This is a genomic window from Paenibacillus sp. FSL H7-0942 (assembly GCF_045040715.1).
In the GTDB taxonomy this organism is placed as follows: Bacteria; Bacillota; Bacilli; order Paenibacillales; family Paenibacillaceae; genus Paenibacillus; species Paenibacillus amylolyticus.
The window spans coordinates 4,633,780-4,650,549 of sequence record NZ_CP150279.1 but is presented as its reverse complement, the minus strand read 5'-3'; the positions used below and the strand labels follow the sequence as shown (position 1 = coordinate 4,650,549).

The 16,770-nt window shown below is 48.1% G+C and carries 14 protein-coding genes; all 14 read left to right on the top strand.

Annotated elements, in window-relative coordinates; all coding sequences use genetic code 11:
• Window positions 1-182: 182 nt before the first annotated feature.
• The 14 genes from dapF to pknB all read left to right on the top strand — a co-directional run bounded on the left by dapF (window position 183) and on the right by pknB (window position 16,726).
• Window positions 183-1,016, top strand: coding sequence for a diaminopimelate epimerase (dapF, locus tag MHI48_RS20685; RefSeq protein WP_076251213.1), 834 nt, complete (start codon window positions 183-185; stop codon window positions 1,014-1,016).
• Between the two features lie 214 nt (window positions 1,017-1,230).
• Window positions 1,231-3,120 carry a bifunctional homocysteine S-methyltransferase/methylenetetrahydrofolate reductase gene (locus MHI48_RS20680; RefSeq protein WP_076328030.1) on the top strand — a complete coding sequence of 630 codons (1,890 nt, stop codon included), beginning with the start codon at window positions 1,231-1,233 and terminating at the stop codon, window positions 3,118-3,120.
• A 19-nt stretch (window positions 3,121-3,139) separates the two neighbouring features.
• Entirely contained in the window at window positions 3,140-4,039 is a 900-nt protein-coding gene (locus MHI48_RS20675; protein ID WP_036614623.1) for a YicC/YloC family endoribonuclease, read from the top strand.
• A 51-nt stretch (window positions 4,040-4,090) separates the two neighbouring features.
• Window positions 4,091-4,351, top strand: a complete 261-nt coding sequence (remA, locus tag MHI48_RS20670) for an extracellular matrix/biofilm regulator RemA (protein WP_006209218.1) — start codon at window positions 4,091-4,093, stop codon at window positions 4,349-4,351.
• A 13-nt stretch (window positions 4,352-4,364) separates the two neighbouring features.
• On the top strand, window positions 4,365-4,937 hold the full coding sequence (gene gmk, locus MHI48_RS20665; protein WP_017687445.1) for a guanylate kinase: 573 nt from the start codon (window positions 4,365-4,367) through the stop codon (window positions 4,935-4,937).
• Between the two features lie 157 nt (window positions 4,938-5,094).
• Window positions 5,095-5,307: a DNA-directed RNA polymerase subunit omega gene (rpoZ, locus tag MHI48_RS20660; RefSeq protein ID WP_036614619.1), complete on the top strand. Its 213-nt coding sequence runs from the start codon at window positions 5,095-5,097 to the stop codon at window positions 5,305-5,307.
• Window positions 5,308-5,607: 300 nt separating this feature from the next.
• Window positions 5,608-6,843, top strand: coding sequence for a bifunctional phosphopantothenoylcysteine decarboxylase/phosphopantothenate--cysteine ligase CoaBC (gene coaBC, locus MHI48_RS20655; RefSeq protein ID WP_405141634.1), 1,236 nt, complete (start codon window positions 5,608-5,610; stop codon window positions 6,841-6,843).
• A gap of 3 nt (window positions 6,844-6,846) precedes the next feature.
• A complete protein-coding gene (priA, locus tag MHI48_RS20650) occupies window positions 6,847-9,396 on the top strand; it encodes a primosomal protein N' (protein WP_036614614.1) in 2,550 nt (849 codons plus the stop codon).
• Window positions 9,397-9,512: 116 nt separating this feature from the next.
• The gene (gene def, locus MHI48_RS20645; protein WP_017687449.1) at window positions 9,513-10,001 is read left to right on the top strand and encodes a peptide deformylase; all 489 of its coding nucleotides are present in this window, start codon (window positions 9,513-9,515) and stop codon (window positions 9,999-10,001) included.
• 12 nt (window positions 10,002-10,013) lie between these two features.
• A complete protein-coding gene (fmt, locus tag MHI48_RS20640) occupies window positions 10,014-10,967 on the top strand; it encodes a methionyl-tRNA formyltransferase (RefSeq protein ID WP_405141632.1) in 954 nt (317 codons plus the stop codon).
• Window positions 10,964-12,442: a 16S rRNA (cytosine(967)-C(5))-methyltransferase RsmB gene (rsmB, locus tag MHI48_RS20635; RefSeq protein ID WP_405141630.1), complete on the top strand. Its 1,479-nt coding sequence runs from the start codon at window positions 10,964-10,966 to the stop codon at window positions 12,440-12,442. Before fmt ends, rsmB begins: the two co-directional genes overlap by 4 nt.
• A gap of 252 nt (window positions 12,443-12,694) precedes the next feature.
• The gene (gene rlmN, locus MHI48_RS20630; protein ID WP_017687452.1) at window positions 12,695-13,735 is read left to right on the top strand and encodes a 23S rRNA (adenine(2503)-C(2))-methyltransferase RlmN; all 1,041 of its coding nucleotides are present in this window, start codon (window positions 12,695-12,697) and stop codon (window positions 13,733-13,735) included.
• A gap of 7 nt (window positions 13,736-13,742) precedes the next feature.
• On the top strand, window positions 13,743-14,519 hold the full coding sequence (locus MHI48_RS20625) for a Stp1/IreP family PP2C-type Ser/Thr phosphatase (RefSeq protein WP_017687453.1): 777 nt from the start codon (window positions 13,743-13,745) through the stop codon (window positions 14,517-14,519).
• Window positions 14,516-16,726 (top strand): Stk1 family PASTA domain-containing Ser/Thr kinase, encoded by a 2,211-nt coding sequence (gene pknB / locus MHI48_RS20620; protein WP_036674900.1) that lies wholly within the window; start codon window positions 14,516-14,518, stop codon window positions 16,724-16,726. Before MHI48_RS20625 ends, pknB begins: the two co-directional genes overlap by 4 nt.
• Window positions 16,727-16,770 lie beyond the last annotated feature (44 nt).

The following is a 16,770-nucleotide window of genomic DNA, read 5'->3' as shown; positions in this document are numbered from 1 at the left end:
AATCAATACCTTTTTCTTACCTATTTCGGTATGCTATCCTCAAAATGATTCAAAGCGGAAGCTTTGGCATTTTGCAGGATAGCTTTTTTCTGTAAATGTTGAATATGAATTTCTATGGTAATCCTGTAGAAGAGCAAGAATATAGCTTTGGCAGCAGACTGCCAAAAGGAGTGGGCAAGATTATGGAATTTACGAAAATGCATGGACTTGGTAACGATTTTATCGTTGTATTTGGTGAAAAGGAGCTTCCGGCAGATGCGGCAGAGTTGGCTGTGAAATGGTGCAACCGTTTCTTTGGCATCGGTGCGGACGGTCTGGTTTATATACTGCCTTCGGAGAAGGCGGACTTTCAGATGCGTATCATGAATTCGGACGGTTCGGAAGCAGAACAGTGCGGTAATGCCATTCGCTGTGTATCCAAATACGTATACGATCATGGTCACGTGAGCCAGGAGCAGATCACCATTGAAACGATTGGTGCAGGGGTACAACCTGTGAGTCTCAACATTCGTGATGGTAAAGTGGAAACGGTACGTGTCGACATGGGTGAGCCGATCCTGAACGGTCTTCAAGTGCCTACAACGGTGGATGCCAACCCAGTGGTTGATCACTACATTGAAGCGAATGGACATGCGTTCAAATTCACTGCCGTATCCATGGGTAACCCGCATGCGGTTATCTATGTAGATGACGCTGTGAATTTTGACCTCACGACTTGGGGACCACTTCTTGAAGTGCATCCGATGTTCCCAAAAAAAATCAATGTGGAATTCGCCACAGTTCGTGACCGTGGATATGTGGACATGCGTGTATGGGAACGCGGAGCGGGTCCAACACTAGCTTGTGGAACCGGAGCTTGTGCGACACTGGTATCCTCTGTCCTGAATGGACATACAGATCGTACAGCAGTCATCAGCCTCAAGGGTGGGGATCTCCACATTGAGTGGAATGAAGCTGACAATCATGTGTACATGACTGGACCTGCTGAAGTTGTTTTTAAAGGAATCACTTCATAAAAAGTGAAAGGTTTAACCAAAGGGGCCTGCGGGCCTCTTTTTTTGTCAAAAAGGATAGGTCGTGTCTCCTGTACAGAGACATATTGGGGGCTGTATGGCAAGAAAGTCCATATGAGCTGGATACTCATCAAAAACCTGTGTTTTTCTTCGTTTTTTAGCGTTTTTTGTGTTACATTAGTATGTAAATGATCACAGCTAGGCGGGGGGAAATGGGATGAAGGCGGATTTGCGCAAAGTTATGCAGGAACGGGTTCTCGTTGGAGATGGGGCCATGGGAACATTTCTGTACCAAATGGGGTTCCCGGTGGGGATTTCATATGAAGAATTAAACTTGATTTCACCTGAAGTAGTGGCGGATGTACATCGCCGTTATCGGGATGCAGGTACAGAAATATTTGAAACAAATACGTATTCTGCCAATTACGACAAGTTGTCCAAGTTCGGTCTGGAGTCCAAGGTGGAGGACGTGAACCGTGCCGGCGTACGCATCGCCAAAGAGGTAGCTGGAGATACCGGTTATGTGCTTGGTGCAGTTGGTTCCATTCGAGGTGGCAAGCGGACGAACGTGTCAACGAGTGAACTGAAACGCTTTTATCAACAACAGATCTCTGCACTGCTAGATGAAGGCGTGGATGGCATTTTGCTTGAGACCTTCTATGATATCGAGGAAATGGATATTGCCCTTTTGCAAGCGCGCAAGCTAAGTGATCTGCCCGTAATTGGACAGTTCGCGGTAGAGGATGTAGGACACACACTGGACGGATATACAATGCCTGAAGCCTTCCGGATTATGCGGGAGCAGGGCGCGGATGTCATTGGTTTTAACTGTCGCTCAGGTCCAAACGGGATTATGCGTGCCATGGAAACCGTCTCGGGACGAATTGGTATTCCAATGTCCGTCTACCCGAACGCGGGTGCAGCAGATTATGTAGATGGTGAGTTCCGTTATGGTGCGACTCCGGAGTACTTTGGTCAGACGGCAGTGCAATTTGCTGAACTGGGCGCTCGTATTATCGGTGGTTGCTGTGGTACGACACCTGATCATATCACCGCTATGAAAGAGGCGCTTGCTGACTATGTGCCTTCGCCTATTCTGGAGCCTGATCCGTCAGAATCCAAACCGCGTATTGTGTTGCATGAAAATGTGGATGAGCGTTCCGGACGTGGCGGACAGCCTACGATCGTTGACCTGGTCAAGCATCGTCACACCGTTATTGTTGAACTTGACCCGCCGCGGGACTTGGACATTGCCAAGTTCATGAAAGGTGCCGAGACATTAAAAGCAGCCGGAGCCGATGCCCTGACACTGGCCGATAATTCACTCGCGGTTACACGCATGAGCAACATGGCGCTGGGTCACCTCGTTCAGGATCGCACGGGCCTTCGTCCACTTGTGCACATTGCCTGCCGTGACCGGAACCTAATTGGAACACAGTCCCACATGATGGGTTTTGATGCTCTGGGCATTAATCATGTATTGGCTGTTACAGGAGATCCTGCAAGATTTGGTGATCTGCCGGGTTCAAGCTCGGTATACGATCTGACTTCTTTTGAAATCATACGCATGATCAAACAGTTGAACGATGGAGTGGCTTTCTCAGGTAAACCGCTGAAGCAAAGAGCTGGTTTTGTAATTGGAGCGGCATTTAATCCTAATGTGAAATATTTGGAGAAAGCTGTACAACGTCTGGAGAAGAAAATTGCCTCTGGCGCTGATTACATCATGACACAACCGATCTATGATCCTGAGTTGATTGTAGCGATGCACGAAGCGACCAAACATCTGGATGTGCCCATTTTTGTAGGTGTAATGCCGCTGGCGAGTGGACGGAATGCAGAGTATCTGCACAACGAGGTTCCCGGAATTCAGCTCTCGGATGAAGTGCGTTCCCGTATGGCCGGTCTGGAAGGCGAAGAAGGCCGTGCGATGGGAGTAAAAATTGCCAAAGAACTGCTGGACGTAGCAACAGCGCATTTCAAAGGCATCTATCTCATGACACCGTTTATGTTCTACGGCATGACGGCCGAACTGACTCAATACGTATGGGAGAAGTCGGAGCATCAATGTCCTACTTGTTTCAACCCTAATAATCAATTACAATAGTAAAACGGATGTGATGCCGATGTCATTCAGTATGACCGGATACGGTCAATCCGCCTTTCATTTTGGCGGCTATAAGGTACAATTAGAGATCAAATCTGTTAATCATCGTTATTGCGAAGTGATGATGCGTCTGCCAAGAGAGTGGACGTATTATGAAGACGGTTTGAGGAAGATCGTACAGAGTCGTTTGAAACGTGGGCGGATTGATGTTTATGTAATGAAAGAAAAAGAGGAAGACCAGGCTCTTCCCGCTGTTCTGAATGAACAGACGGTCAGGGCCTATCTGCAGGCTGCAGAGCAACTGGAGACCCAATATGGATTGCAGGGCAAACCAAGTATTGTGGATATGCTTGGGCTGCCGGACGTCATGGTTCATTCGGATGGGACAAGTTCCATTCCCGAAGAGCAGAAGGACGAATGGGAGCGAGTTCTGCAGGAAGGATTGAAAGAGGCTCTGTCCAGCCTTGAACAGATGCGCGCTCGCGAGGGTCTTCATCTGGCCAGTGATCTGGAACGGCGGATTACCCGTCTGGAGTCACTGCATACCGAAATGCTTGATCTTGCACCGACTGTGGTAAGTGATTATCGCAACAAGCTAAGACAAAGGCTTACGGAAATGCAGGAAGAAGGCTCTTTCCCTTTTGATGAGCATAAATTGGGTATGGAAATTGCAATGTTTGCCGATCGTTCTAACATAGAAGAGGAGCTTACGCGTCTACAGAGTCACTTTGGACAGAGCAGGGAACTGCTGAAGAGTGATGAGCCCGTAGGTCGTAAGTTGGACTTTCTAATTCAAGAGATGAATCGGGAAGTCAATACGATTGGATCAAAAGCCAACCATTTGGCTCTGGTGAATCGTGTTGTCGAGATGAAGGCGGAGCTGGAGAAGATTCGTGAGCAAGCTGCGAATATCGAATGAACGGCCACATTTCGGCAAAAGAGTCGCATGTATAGGGGGAAGAACCTGATTATGGCAATCAAACTCATTAACATTGGATTCGGTAACATCGTATCGGCGAACCGGATTATATCCATCGTGAGTCCGGAATCGGCGCCGATCAAGAGAATTATACAAGAGGCAAGAGATCGTCACATGCTGATTGATGCAACGTACGGAAGACGTACTCGTGCCGTAATTATTACGGATAGCGATCATGTCATTTTGTCTGCAGTTCAGCCTGAGACGGTCGCCCATCGTCTTTCTTCGAAAGATGATGATAACGACGAATAAAATGGAGTGTAATATGTCTAAGGGATTACTGGTAGTGTTGTCCGGCCCATCTGGGGTCGGGAAGGGTACTGTATGCAGCGCTTTGCGCAAACGGGTGCCGGAATTGATCTATTCCGTATCGGCAACAACCCGTCAGCCTCGTCTTGGTGAAGAACATGGTGTGAACTATTTCTTCAGAAGTCATGAAGAGTTCCAGAACATGATTGCTGAAGATCAATTGTTGGAACATGCGGAGTATGTTGGTAATTATTACGGAACACCGCGTGATTTTGTGGAGAAAACGATTAACGAAGGCCGCGACATCATTCTGGAGATTGAGGTTCAAGGCGCGTTAAAAGTGAAAGAGAAATTCCCGGAAGGCATCTTTGTTTTCCTGCTTCCTCCTTCATTGGACGAGCTGAAAGATCGCATTCAGGGCCGTGGTACCGAAAGCCAAGCGACCATTGATCACCGGATGTCCGTGGCGGTTGATGAGATCAGTCTGCTGGAGCAGTATGATTACGCTGTTGTTAATGATGAAATTGATTTGGCGTGCAAGAGAATAGAAAGCATCATAATCGCCGAACATTGTAAGATCAATAAATAATCCCTTTTGCCGCTGCAGAATGCGATATAAGTGGGGCAGTTGTCATATCATATACTGAAGCACTCCTTCTCGGAATGCCCGGGTGTGAAGACATGCCACATCAGTTCTGTCAGGCGGCAACTTGCGATTATACTAATGCGAAGAGGTGTTTGTTAATATGCTGTATCCTTCTATTGATGAAATGATGAACAAAGTCGACAGCAAGTATTCCCTTGTTGTTGCTGCTTCCCGCCGGGCTAGACAGCTACGTGAAGGTGAAAAAACGGATTTAAGAGGTGCGAGATCCCATAAACAAGTTGGCGTTGCACTGGAAGAAATCTATGGAGACCTGCTCGTTGTCATCAAAGGACAGGACGAAGAAGAAGAGTAAGCCGCCTGCGGCTGCTCTTCAACTGCATACGGCGTAAGCCGGATTAATTGACAACCGCGAGGTTGTTATTTTTTTACGAATAAGCATATTTTAACGGAATCTTACTTAGGACGTGTCTCAAAACTCGCTGAAGTGCATCTTTTACCGCCTTTTCGCCCCCTGCTGCGTCACTTTCCCTTGACGTGCCCCGGCACGCCTGCGGAAAACTTCCTTGCTTGGAACGAAAATTCGGGAAAATCTGCTTCCTTCGGAGTTTTCAGACGCGCCCTAGACGTCGTATAAATATCGGGGGAAATAAACATGTTGAACGGTAAAAAAATCGTGCTTGGTGTGACTGGCGGCATAGCCGCTTACAAAGCGGCAACATTATGCAGCAGACTGGTGCAAAAGGGAGCGGATGTTCATGTGATTATGACAGCTTCCGCTACACAGTTTATTACCGAATTGACGCTGCAAACGTTGACCCGAAACACCGTATATACCGATACATTTGATGAGCGTGAGCCAGCAGTCGTATCTCATATTCATCTGGCCGATCTGGCTGATCTTGTTCTGGTTGCTCCGGCTACAGCGAATGTGATTGCCAAGATGGCGCATGGCATGGCAGATGATATGCTCTCAACGACGTTGCTTGCCACGACAGCCCCTGTCATGATTGCACCAGCGATGAATGTACATATGTATGATCATCCAGCTGTAAAGCATAATATGAACCTGCTTGTTGAACGGGGCGCCATGATGATTGAACCGGGTGAAGGTTTGCTTGCGTGTGGATATGTGGGCAAGGGACGTCTGGAAGAACCGGAGAGCATTGTGGATGTGGTAGAACGTTTCTTTGAACAGCAAGAATCTGCAGACATTAGTCGGCAGGGACAAGCTTCATTGTTACAAGGCAAGAAGGTTGTCGTTACGGCTGGAGGTACGATTGAGCGCATTGACCCAGTACGATACATTACGAACGATTCATCTGGCAAAATGGGATTTGCCATAGCCGCAGCTGCGCGTGATCTGGGGGCAGATGTGAAATTGGTTATGGGCAGTACCCAATCCAAGCCACCGGAGAACGTGGAGTTGATCCCTGTACAGTCTGCACAGGATATGTATGAAGCGGTAACACGCGAGTGGGACGATGCTGATATCGTGGTTAAGGCGGCGGCAGTTGCCGATTATCGTCCAAAGGAAGTTTACACCGAGAAGATCAAGAAGAAAGGCGACACGTTGTCGCTCGAACTTGTTAAAAATATAGATATTCTTGAAACACTGGGCAAACAGAAAACCCATCAGTTTTTGATTGGTTTTGCTGCGGAGACTCAGTCAGTTGAGATGTATGCACGTGAGAAATTGGAACGGAAAAACTGTGATCTGATCGTAGCCAATGATGTAACCCGCACGGGTGCAGGATTTGGAACAGACACCAACGCGGTACATATCTATGACCGGGAAGGTTTGGTGGAGGAGCTTCCAGTGATAGCCAAGGACGATGTGGCTCATCGGTTGCTCCGGATTGCGGCGGAGCGCATTGCCGGGAGGAATTAGGATATGGAGATTGCCAAGGTCATAGTCGATGTTCCCGTGAAGGAAACAGACCGGCCGTTTGATTACCTGGTACCTGAATCGATGAGAGAATGGATCGAGATTGGCAGCCGGGTGGGTGTGCCTTTTGGTCATCGGACGGTGCAGGGATTCGTGATTGATCTTGTGCCGCGTACCGGAGAGGAAACATTCAAACTTAAGCAGATTCAGGAGTTACTGGACATTGTTCCCCCGTTGTCAAAGGATTTGGTTGAGTTGGCCGAATGGATGAGTGGACGTTATGCCAGTAACCGGATTTTGTCATTGCAGGTCATGGTGCCGACGGCATTGAAAGGGAAAGCAGAGCGATACATCTCGCTGGGAGATGCACTTGATGGACAGATGGCGGGTGCACAACCGGATGATGAGGTGTTATTTGTTTGGGGAGAAGAGTCTACGACCGAGAAAGTACAGCAGGATATCATCCGTTTTGTCAAAAGTCGGGGTCAGGTACCGCTGCAACAACTGAGTCGAAAATATCCCAATCATGCTGCACTAATTAAGAAATTATTGCTTGGTGGCGTGCTGCTGGAAAGTCAGGCCATCAAGGACAAGTTAAATAAAAAAACGATGAAGTCCGTTGATCTGGCTGTAGATATTGCTGCTGCTCAGGAAGCACTTGCTTCATTCCCGGCGAAAGCACAGCGGCAGAAGGAGATTCTGACTTTTTTGCTGGAAATGAAAGAACTGCTGCCCATGCCGATGAAAGAAGTGTTATCTACACTACAGGTATCGGCCGCAACGATTAAAGGGCTTGAGGAAAAGGGATTGATTGTCACCGAGGACGTTGAGGTCTTCCGTGACCCTTATCAGGGCAGGACGTTCAAAGCGACTGAACCGCTGGTTCTGACCGATGAGCAAAAACTTGTCTACGACAATATCAATGGCCGATTGCAGGAACAACGCCATGGGGTGTTTTTGTTACATGGTGTTACGGGAAGTGGCAAGACGGAAGTCTATCTTCAAACCATTCAACAATGCATCGAACAGGATCGGCAGGCTATCGTACTGGTGCCCGAGATTGCGCTCACACCACAGATGGTAGAACGTTTTAAAGGGCGATTTGGAGACCAAGTTGCTGTTATGCACAGTCGTCTGTCTGGCGGTGAACGTTATGATGAATGGCGCAAGATTCGTGAGGGTCAGGTGAAGGTTGCAATTGGAGCACGTTCAGCTGTATTTGCTCCATTCAGTCGGCTTGGGTTGATCATTATGGATGAAGAACACGAGACTTCCTACAAACAGGAGGAAACTCCGAAATATCATGCTCGTGATGTAGCGGTAAAAAGAGCACAGCAGCATCAGGCGGTGGTTGTTCTTGGTTCAGCGACACCTTCGCTGGAAAGTTATTATGCAGCACGCTCGCAGAGTAATGATGATTTTGCACCACTCTTGCTGGAGATGCCAACGCGGGCACTGGGTAACAAGCTGCCTGAAGTGCGGATCGTTGATATGCGTGAAGAGTTGAAGGATGGAAACCGCTCCATGTTCAGCAGGGCTTTGCACAAAGGGCTGGAGGAACGCTTGGAACGTGGTGAACAGACGGTGCTTCTGCTGAATCGCCGTGGTTATTCGACCTTTGTTATGTGCCGAAGTTGTGGATATGTGGCAGGTTGTCCTGAATGTGATATTTCATTGACGTATCATCAGCGCTCGAATAATCTCCGTTGTCATTACTGCGGGTATGCGGAAGCGGCTCCGGAAGTGTGTCCGGACTGTGGAAGTGAGCATATTCGATACTTTGGTACAGGTACACAGCGAGTCGAGGAAGAGCTTGCCAAGCTCTTCCCGGGTATTCGGGTCATTCGGATGGATGTGGATACAACAACGGAAAAAGGGGCTCACGAGAAGCTACTGAAGCAGTTTCGTGAGAAAAAGGCGGATGTATTGCTGGGCACCCAGATGGTTGCGAAGGGTCTTGATTTCCCGGATGTAACCCTGGTTGGCGTGATAACAGCGGACTCAGCGTTGAATTTACCTGATTTCCGTGCTGCGGAAAAAACGTTTCAGTTATTAACACAGGTAGCTGGCCGAGCGGGCCGGCACCAATTGCCTGGTGAAGTGTTTGTTCAGTCCTATACGCCGGAACACTACTCAATCGGGCATGCGAGTCAGCATGACTATGTGTCGTTTGTACGTGAGGAATTGCTGCATCGTCGCAATTTGCAATATCCGCCATACTGTCGCCTGATTCTGGTGACCTTTTCGCATGAGCAGCTTCCGGTATTGATTCGTCTTGCCGAGAACTACACGCGGATACTGAAAGAGAAGGCTAATGCAGCCGGATGGCTCGGCAGTCTGGATCGATTCAGCAATGATGCCTTTGATGTACTAGGGCCGGTAGCGTCTCCGATTCCTCGTATCAAGAATAGATACAGATTCCAATGTATGATAAAATGGCGGGGGGATGTAGACGCCATAGGACTTGCTCTGGCTACGGCCCGGCGCATGGACGATGATGTTCAGGCGCAAAAATTGCTTATTAGTCTGGATGTAGACCCGCAAATGTTAATGTAAGCATTTTGCAGCAATGCGGATGTAAACAAGCGGTATAAACATAGATTAAAATGAATACCCCAAAAATACAGATATCGTCCTGAAATTATGATGAGGATTAGGAAGGTGCTTACAACATGTCGATTCGCATTATTGTGCAAGAACCAGATGAGGTGCTCCACAAGAGAGCCAAAGAAGTAACCAAAATTACACCAAATGTACAAAAATTGCTGGATGATATGGCTGATACCATGTACGATGCGGAAGGTGTGGGTCTTGCTGCGCCACAGGTTGGTATTTTGAAACGTCTGATTGTTATCGACGCAGGTGATGAGCAAGGGCTGATCAAGATGATTAACCCGGAGATCATTGCAAGTGAGGGAGAACAATTTGGACCGGAAGGTTGTCTGAGTATCCCTGGAATTAATGGTGATGTTCGCCGTTTCGAGACCGTTACAGTTAAAGGTCTGGATCGTGAAGGTAAAGAGCTGATTATTACGGGTAGTGGCTTGCTGTCCCGTGCATTCCAGCATGAGATTGATCATCTGGATGGCGTACTCTTTACGGATGTCGCCGAGAAAGTGTACGAAATTGCAGCCGACCAAACGGGACCGCGTCGTAATTAAGGAGTGATCGATTTGAATATTGTTTTTATGGGAACACCTGAATTTGCAGTTCCTTCTCTCGATATGCTGATTGCAGAGGGGTACAATGTGGTGGGTGTGGTGACTCAGCCTGATAAACCACAGGGACGCAAAAAAGTACTTACGCCAACACCGGTTAAGGCCGCGGCAGAACGCCACGGTCTGCCGGTGTTTCAACCTGTTAAATTGCGTGATCCGGAAGCGGTAGCCCGCTTGGCTGAATGGAAGCCGGATCTGATCGTAACCGCGGCCTTTGGACAGATTCTGCCCAAAGCCGTGCTGGATATGCCTGTTCGCGGTTGTGTGAACGTGCATGGCTCTCTTTTACCGAAATATCGGGGAGGAGCACCGATTCAACGTTCCATTATTAACGGGGAATCCGTGACAGGAGTCACATTGATGTATATGGCTGAAGGCCTGGACACCGGAGATATGATCTCGCGTGTGGAACTGCCAATTACGGATGAAGATACATCAGGATCGATGTTTGATAAATTAAGTGAGGCTGGTTCCAAACTGCTTCAGGCAGAAATGCCACGATTGATTGCAGGCGAGACAACAGCGGTCCCTCAGGATGATGCCGAGGCTTCATATGCTCGCAATCTGACTCGGGATGACGAGAAAATGGACTGGAGTCGTACTTCACGTGAACTGTTCAATCAGATTCGTGGTCTTGTGCCGTTCTCCGGTGCATTTACGATGTGGGATGATCAGGTCTTCAAAGTCTGGGCTGCGGCTAATCCCGATCAGGTGGACCTGGCAACTTCTTCGGATGCTGGACAAGCAGTGCCGGGAACGGTGCTGCAATTGAACAAGGCAGGGATTGAAGTCCGCACAGGCAATGGGTCTCTCTGGTTGACTGAAGTGCAGCCAGCAGGTAAAAAGGTGATGCAGGCCGCTGACTTTGCTCGCGGTGGTACACTGAAAACTGGAACGGTGCTGCGATGAGCGGGAACATACCAGGTCGTTCGTCAGGAAAAGGCCAGAAAGCTAATGGGAATTCATCCGGACGTGAAGGAAACCGTCGTCCGAATTCGGGTAAATCGGGTGGTGCATCGCGCTCCCAGCAACCCAAAACATCTGCTCGTACATTGGCAGTCAAGGTTCTGAGTGCTGTTGAGCAAGATGGAGCATACAGTAATCTGGAGTTGAACCGCCGTCTGAAAGAGGCGGATTTAAGCCCCGCAGATGCTGGACTAGCTACCGAATTGGTGTATGGAACAATCGCCAGATTGAATACACTTGATTATTTTCTGGAACGTTACGTCGCCAAAGGAGTATCCAAACTGCAACCATGGGTTCGTAGCCTGCTGCGAATCAGCGTCTATCAGATGATATACCTGGATCGTATTCCGGAGCATGCCGTGGTGAGCGAAGCGGTTAATCTGGCGAAGAAACTGGGCCATCAGGGAATCTCGGGTATGGTGAATGGAGTGCTCCGCAATATGATCCGCAATCGGGATGAACTTCGTATTCCAGAACATCTGCCCGCTGCAGAACGTATTTCACTGGAGCATTCCCACCCGTTATGGATGGTTGAACGCTGGATTGCCCAGTACGGCGAAGAGACAGCGGAAGCGATCTGTCGTGCGAATAATGAGCCGCCAGCGGTGAGTGTCCGGGTCAACACAACAATGACCACACGGGAGAAACTGATGCATGAGATGACCAGTACAGGTGCAGTCGTTGAAGCTTCTCAGCTGAGTTCCGATGGAATTCTTGTACGTAGTGGCGGAACCATGGCTCTAACGTCCTGGTATCGGGACGGGTTGTTCTCTGTACAGGACGAAAGTTCCATGCTTGTCGCTGAAGCAGTTGCGCCAGAAGTAGACCAACTTGTATTGGATTGCTGCGCAGCTCCAGGTGGTAAAACAGCTCACATGGCGGAGAAAATGCAGGATCGCGGTCGTATTGTCGCGAATGATGTACATGCTCACAAGCGCCAGCTGATCCTGGATCAGGCGGAGCGTCTCGGTCTGACTTGTATCGATGCTGTAACTGGAGATGCGCTAGACCTGAATGAACGGTACCCGGAAGCGTCGTTTGACCGCATTTTGCTGGATGCACCATGTTCAGGTCTGGGTGTTATTCGCCGCAAGCCTGATGTGAAATGGACCAAAACCGTAAAAGATATCGAAGATATCGCAGGCTTGCAACGTGAATTGCTTGATCAGGTTGCGCCGTTGTTAAAACCAGGTGGTATTCTGGTGTATAGCACGTGTACGATTGAGCCTGCTGAGAATGAGGATATGGTTGCAGACTTCTTGAATCGACATCCGGAATACAGCCCAGCAGAAGCATTCGTCTGGTCTGAATCGGAGATAGCGAACTTGAAGGTTGTGAACGGTGGTATTCAGATTTTGCCACAATACGCTCACAGCGACGGATTTTTCATCGCACGGTTGACAAAAACAGCGGAATAACAGTTTAATAGAGCACGGAAGTATGACCGCCGAGGGGAACTTCGGCGGATTTCTTTGTGATGAGACTTCGATATAATTGTCAGAGAATGTGGTGACAGGGTGCGATGGCGGCATTGAGATGTTATAATGCATGAAGTACCGATATCAAGGGTATACATGGATGTAACGTGGTCTTTGTGATAGAATAGGACGAATGGAACGAAAAGAAGGAAGCCAACGAAAAGAAAAGAAGGAATAGGTGTTGACAACAAAATGAAACCTTTTATATATGATTATTCTCTGGAACAACTGCAGCAATGGGCTGTTGAGAATGGGGAGCCGGCGTTTCGCGGTGGCCAAATCTTTGACTGGATTTATGTAAAACGCGTGAATGATTTCAGTGAAATGACCAATCTGTCCAAGCCATTGCGTGAAAAACTGACAGAGCAATTTGAATTTGTAACGCTTAAGGAAATTACCAAGTTTGAATCCAAAGATGGAACGGTTAAATTCCTCTTTGGTCTTCATGATGATCATGCCATTGAGACAGTAATCATGAAGCATAACTACGGGAACAGCATCTGTGTAACCACACAGGTTGGTTGTCGTATTGGTTGTACGTTCTGTGCATCCACATTGGGTGGTCTCAAGCGTAACCTTACGGCTGGGGAGATTGTTGCCCAGGTTGTGCAGGCTCAGAAAATTCTGGATGAACGCAACGAGCGTGTCAGCAGCATCGTAATCATGGGTTCGGGTGAACCTTTTGAAAACTATGAAGCTACGATGACTTTCCTGCGCATTATGATTCATGAAAAAGGGCTGAACATCGGTCAGCGTCACATCACGGTATCCACGAGCGGAATCGTTCCGAACATCTACAAGTTTGCAGATGAAGATACACAGATTAACCTCGCCATTTCGATCCATGCACCAAATGATGCACTGCGTTCGAAATTGATGCCGGTTAACCGTCGTTTTCCTTTTGAAGACGTGATGGAGTCCCTTCGTTATTATCTGGCCAAAACAGGTCGGAGAATTACGTTCGAGTATGCACTTATTGGTGGGGTAAACGACCAGCCAGAGCATGCAGCAGAACTGGCAAGTGTGCTTAAGAACATGTTGTGCCACGTGAATCTGATTCCGGTTAACCATGTACCTGAACGCAAATACGTAAGAACATCGAGAAGCGACATTTTCAATTTTCAGAAGATTCTCTCGGAACAGGGTGTTAATGTAACCATTCGTCGTGAACAGGGACATGATATTGCTGCCGCTTGCGGTCAGCTTCGTGCAAAGCATATGGAGTTGAGGTGAGAACGTTTTGATCAAAACAGTTCATGTGAGCCATATCGGACGAGTGCGTTCGGTGAATGAAGATTCAGCCTGGATTCGTAATCTCGATACAGGATATATTCTGGGTATTGTTGCCGATGGCATGGGTGGACATCTTGCAGGGGATACGGCAAGCCGCTTGGCAGTAGAGACGTTGGTGAAAGATCTGGGAACACTGGAACCAGGTCTGTCACATGCGTCTCTGTCTGCGGCTCTCAGCGATGCTATTTTGCATGCCAACGAAGTTATCTTCCGCACGGCATCAACAGATGACAAGTATCACAACATGGGAACAACGGTGGTTGCGGCTTTATTGAACGATACGGAAGGTGTTATTGGACACATCGGTGATAGCAGAGCCTACAAAATTGCGAACAAAGCTGTGATCCAGCTAACCGAGGACCATACACTGGTGAATGAATTGTTCAAAAATGGTCAGATTAGCAAAGAGGATGTGTCCCATCATCCACGTCGCAACGTACTAACTCGTGCGCTTGGAACAGATGCCGAGGTGAAGGTAGATCTGGATACCGTCAAGCTGGAGGAAGGCGAAGTTCTTCTCCTGTGCAGTGATGGTCTCAGTAACCTGGTCAGCAATGAGCAGATTATTCAGGTTGCCGGCAATCTGGAACTGGCATTGGAAGATCGTGCAGACCGACTGCTTCAGTTGGCTTTACTTGCTGGGGGAGACGACAACATCACGCTTGCTTTGTTCGAGTTGCAGAGGGAAGGTTCCGTGGATACGGAAACGGGGTGTGAGTCATGATTGGGCACCAACTAGGGGGACGCTATGAAGTGATTGAGCGTGTCGGCGGTGGCGGCATGGCTCTTGTGTACAAAGCCCAGGATCTTCTCTTGAACCGGAATGTAGCGATCAAAGTCCTTAGACAACAGTTTGTGCATGACGAAGAGTTTATTCGCCGTTTCCGCAGGGAAGCACAGTCGGCAGCATCGCTGTCTCATCCGAATGTAGTTAGCATTTATGACGTGGGGCAGGAAGATGACGTTCATTATATTGTCATGGAGTACGTGGAAGGCAAAAACTTGAATGAAATTATTAAAGAACGTGCCCCTCTGCAGGTGGACGAATCGGTGCGAATCGCTTCCCAGATTGCAGATGCTCTTGATCATGCACATCATAATCAAATCATTCATCGGGATATCAAACCCCACAATATATTAATTGGCCGGAATGGCCGCGTGAAAGTAACGGATTTCGGGATTGCCCGTGCGGTTACATCTACAACGATTACGCAGACGGGTTCTGTAGTTGGTTCTGTACATTATTTCTCACCGGAGCATGCCAAAGGCATCGTTACTGGTGAAAAATCGGACTTATATTCTCTTGGGATCGTACTTTACCAGATGCTTACCGGGCAACTTCCGTTTCTGGGTGAAAGTCCAATCAGTGTGGCATTGAAGCATTTGCAGGAAGAGTTCGATGAACCACGCAAATTCAATCCATTGATTCCGCAAAGTGTAGAAAATGTCATCTTAAAATCCATGCGTAAAAATCCGCAGGAACGTTATCAGTCGGCCAAAGAAATGCAGACCGATCTGGAAACTTGCCTGATGCCGGAGAGACGTAATGAAACGAAGATTGATTTTCCGGATGAGGATGATATAGATCAGACTCGCGTTATGCCAGCCATCAAGCCTGAACCGCGCGGAGTTACATCGACGGGTGCGGTGCCAGTGATGGAGTCTAACGAAGAAACTGGCAAGGGTAAGGCAAAATCGAAGAGTTGGAAGAAGCCAGCTCTACTCATCTCATTAACCGTTCTTATTCTAATCGCCATGGTGGGCGTTGTATGGTATGTCAAGGGTATGCTGGTTGTACCTGAAGTAACCGTGCCTAACGTGATCACCCAGACGGAAGAAAAAGCTCGGGAAATGCTTGAGGAGAAAGGACTCGTCGTCAGTGATGAGGTCATCCGTCTGTATCAGGAAGGTGTCGAACCCGGTATCGTCTATGAACAGAGCAGAAAAGAAGGCGATGTTGTCAAAGAAGGTTCCGAGGTCCAGATCAGTGTTGGTGCAGAAAAAGAACTTTTAAAGATGATTGATGTCAAACAAGTAACTTATGATGAGGCTGTCAAGAAGTTGACTGCGCTTGGCATTAAGGAAGATCAGATTCAGCGGAAAGACGAGTTCTCCAATGATGTGGCTTCAGGTTCTGTTATTTCCCAGACACCGGGTGTCAATGAGGAATTTGATCCAGAGACAGTTCAGATTGAGTTAACCGTAAGTAAAGGCACTGAAACGGTCAAAATGCCTGATCTGAAAAATCTTACCCGCAGTGAAGCCGAGGAAAAACTTAAATCTGCTGGACTTGAGCTTGCTCAGGTACAGGAAGAACAAAGTTATACGGTAGAAAAGGGCAAAGTGACGCAGCAATGGCCTGTGGAAGCGGGCGCAGATGTGAGTCCTGGCGATAAGATTACGATCTTTATCAGCACGGGGTATCCACCTGAAGCGCTGCAATATCCTTTTGATATCAATGTATCACCCAAAGAAGAGGGCAAAAACAGTAAAATCCGTATCACATATGAAGATGCACGTGGCAAGAATCAGGAATGGGGAACTCGCACCGTGAACTCAACCCAGATCTTGACCATTCCACTTGTACTCGCTCCAAATGAAAATGGGGCTGTGTCCGTCTATCGTGATGGACAGTTCCTGGATACGTATCTTGTCTCCTACAGTGAAGCCAAAAACGGAACAGTTAACGTACCTTCCATTGACCCGGAACAAAGCACTGAGACGCCGCCAGAAAATGAGCCTGATCCAGGTGAAGGTAGCGTTGATGAGGGAAGCGTTGATTCCAATCAGGAAGGTGAACCTGAGTCCACACCGGCAGACGGTGAGGGTGAAAGCGTAGATGAGGACACTTCTGCCATGAATAATGGTAAGGGGCACGGCAAGGAAAAAGAGAAGAAAAAGGAAGTCATTAACGCATCAAGCCGTCCATAAGGGCGGCTTATGCTGGCGTCTGGAGTAAATGTACCACCATCTAA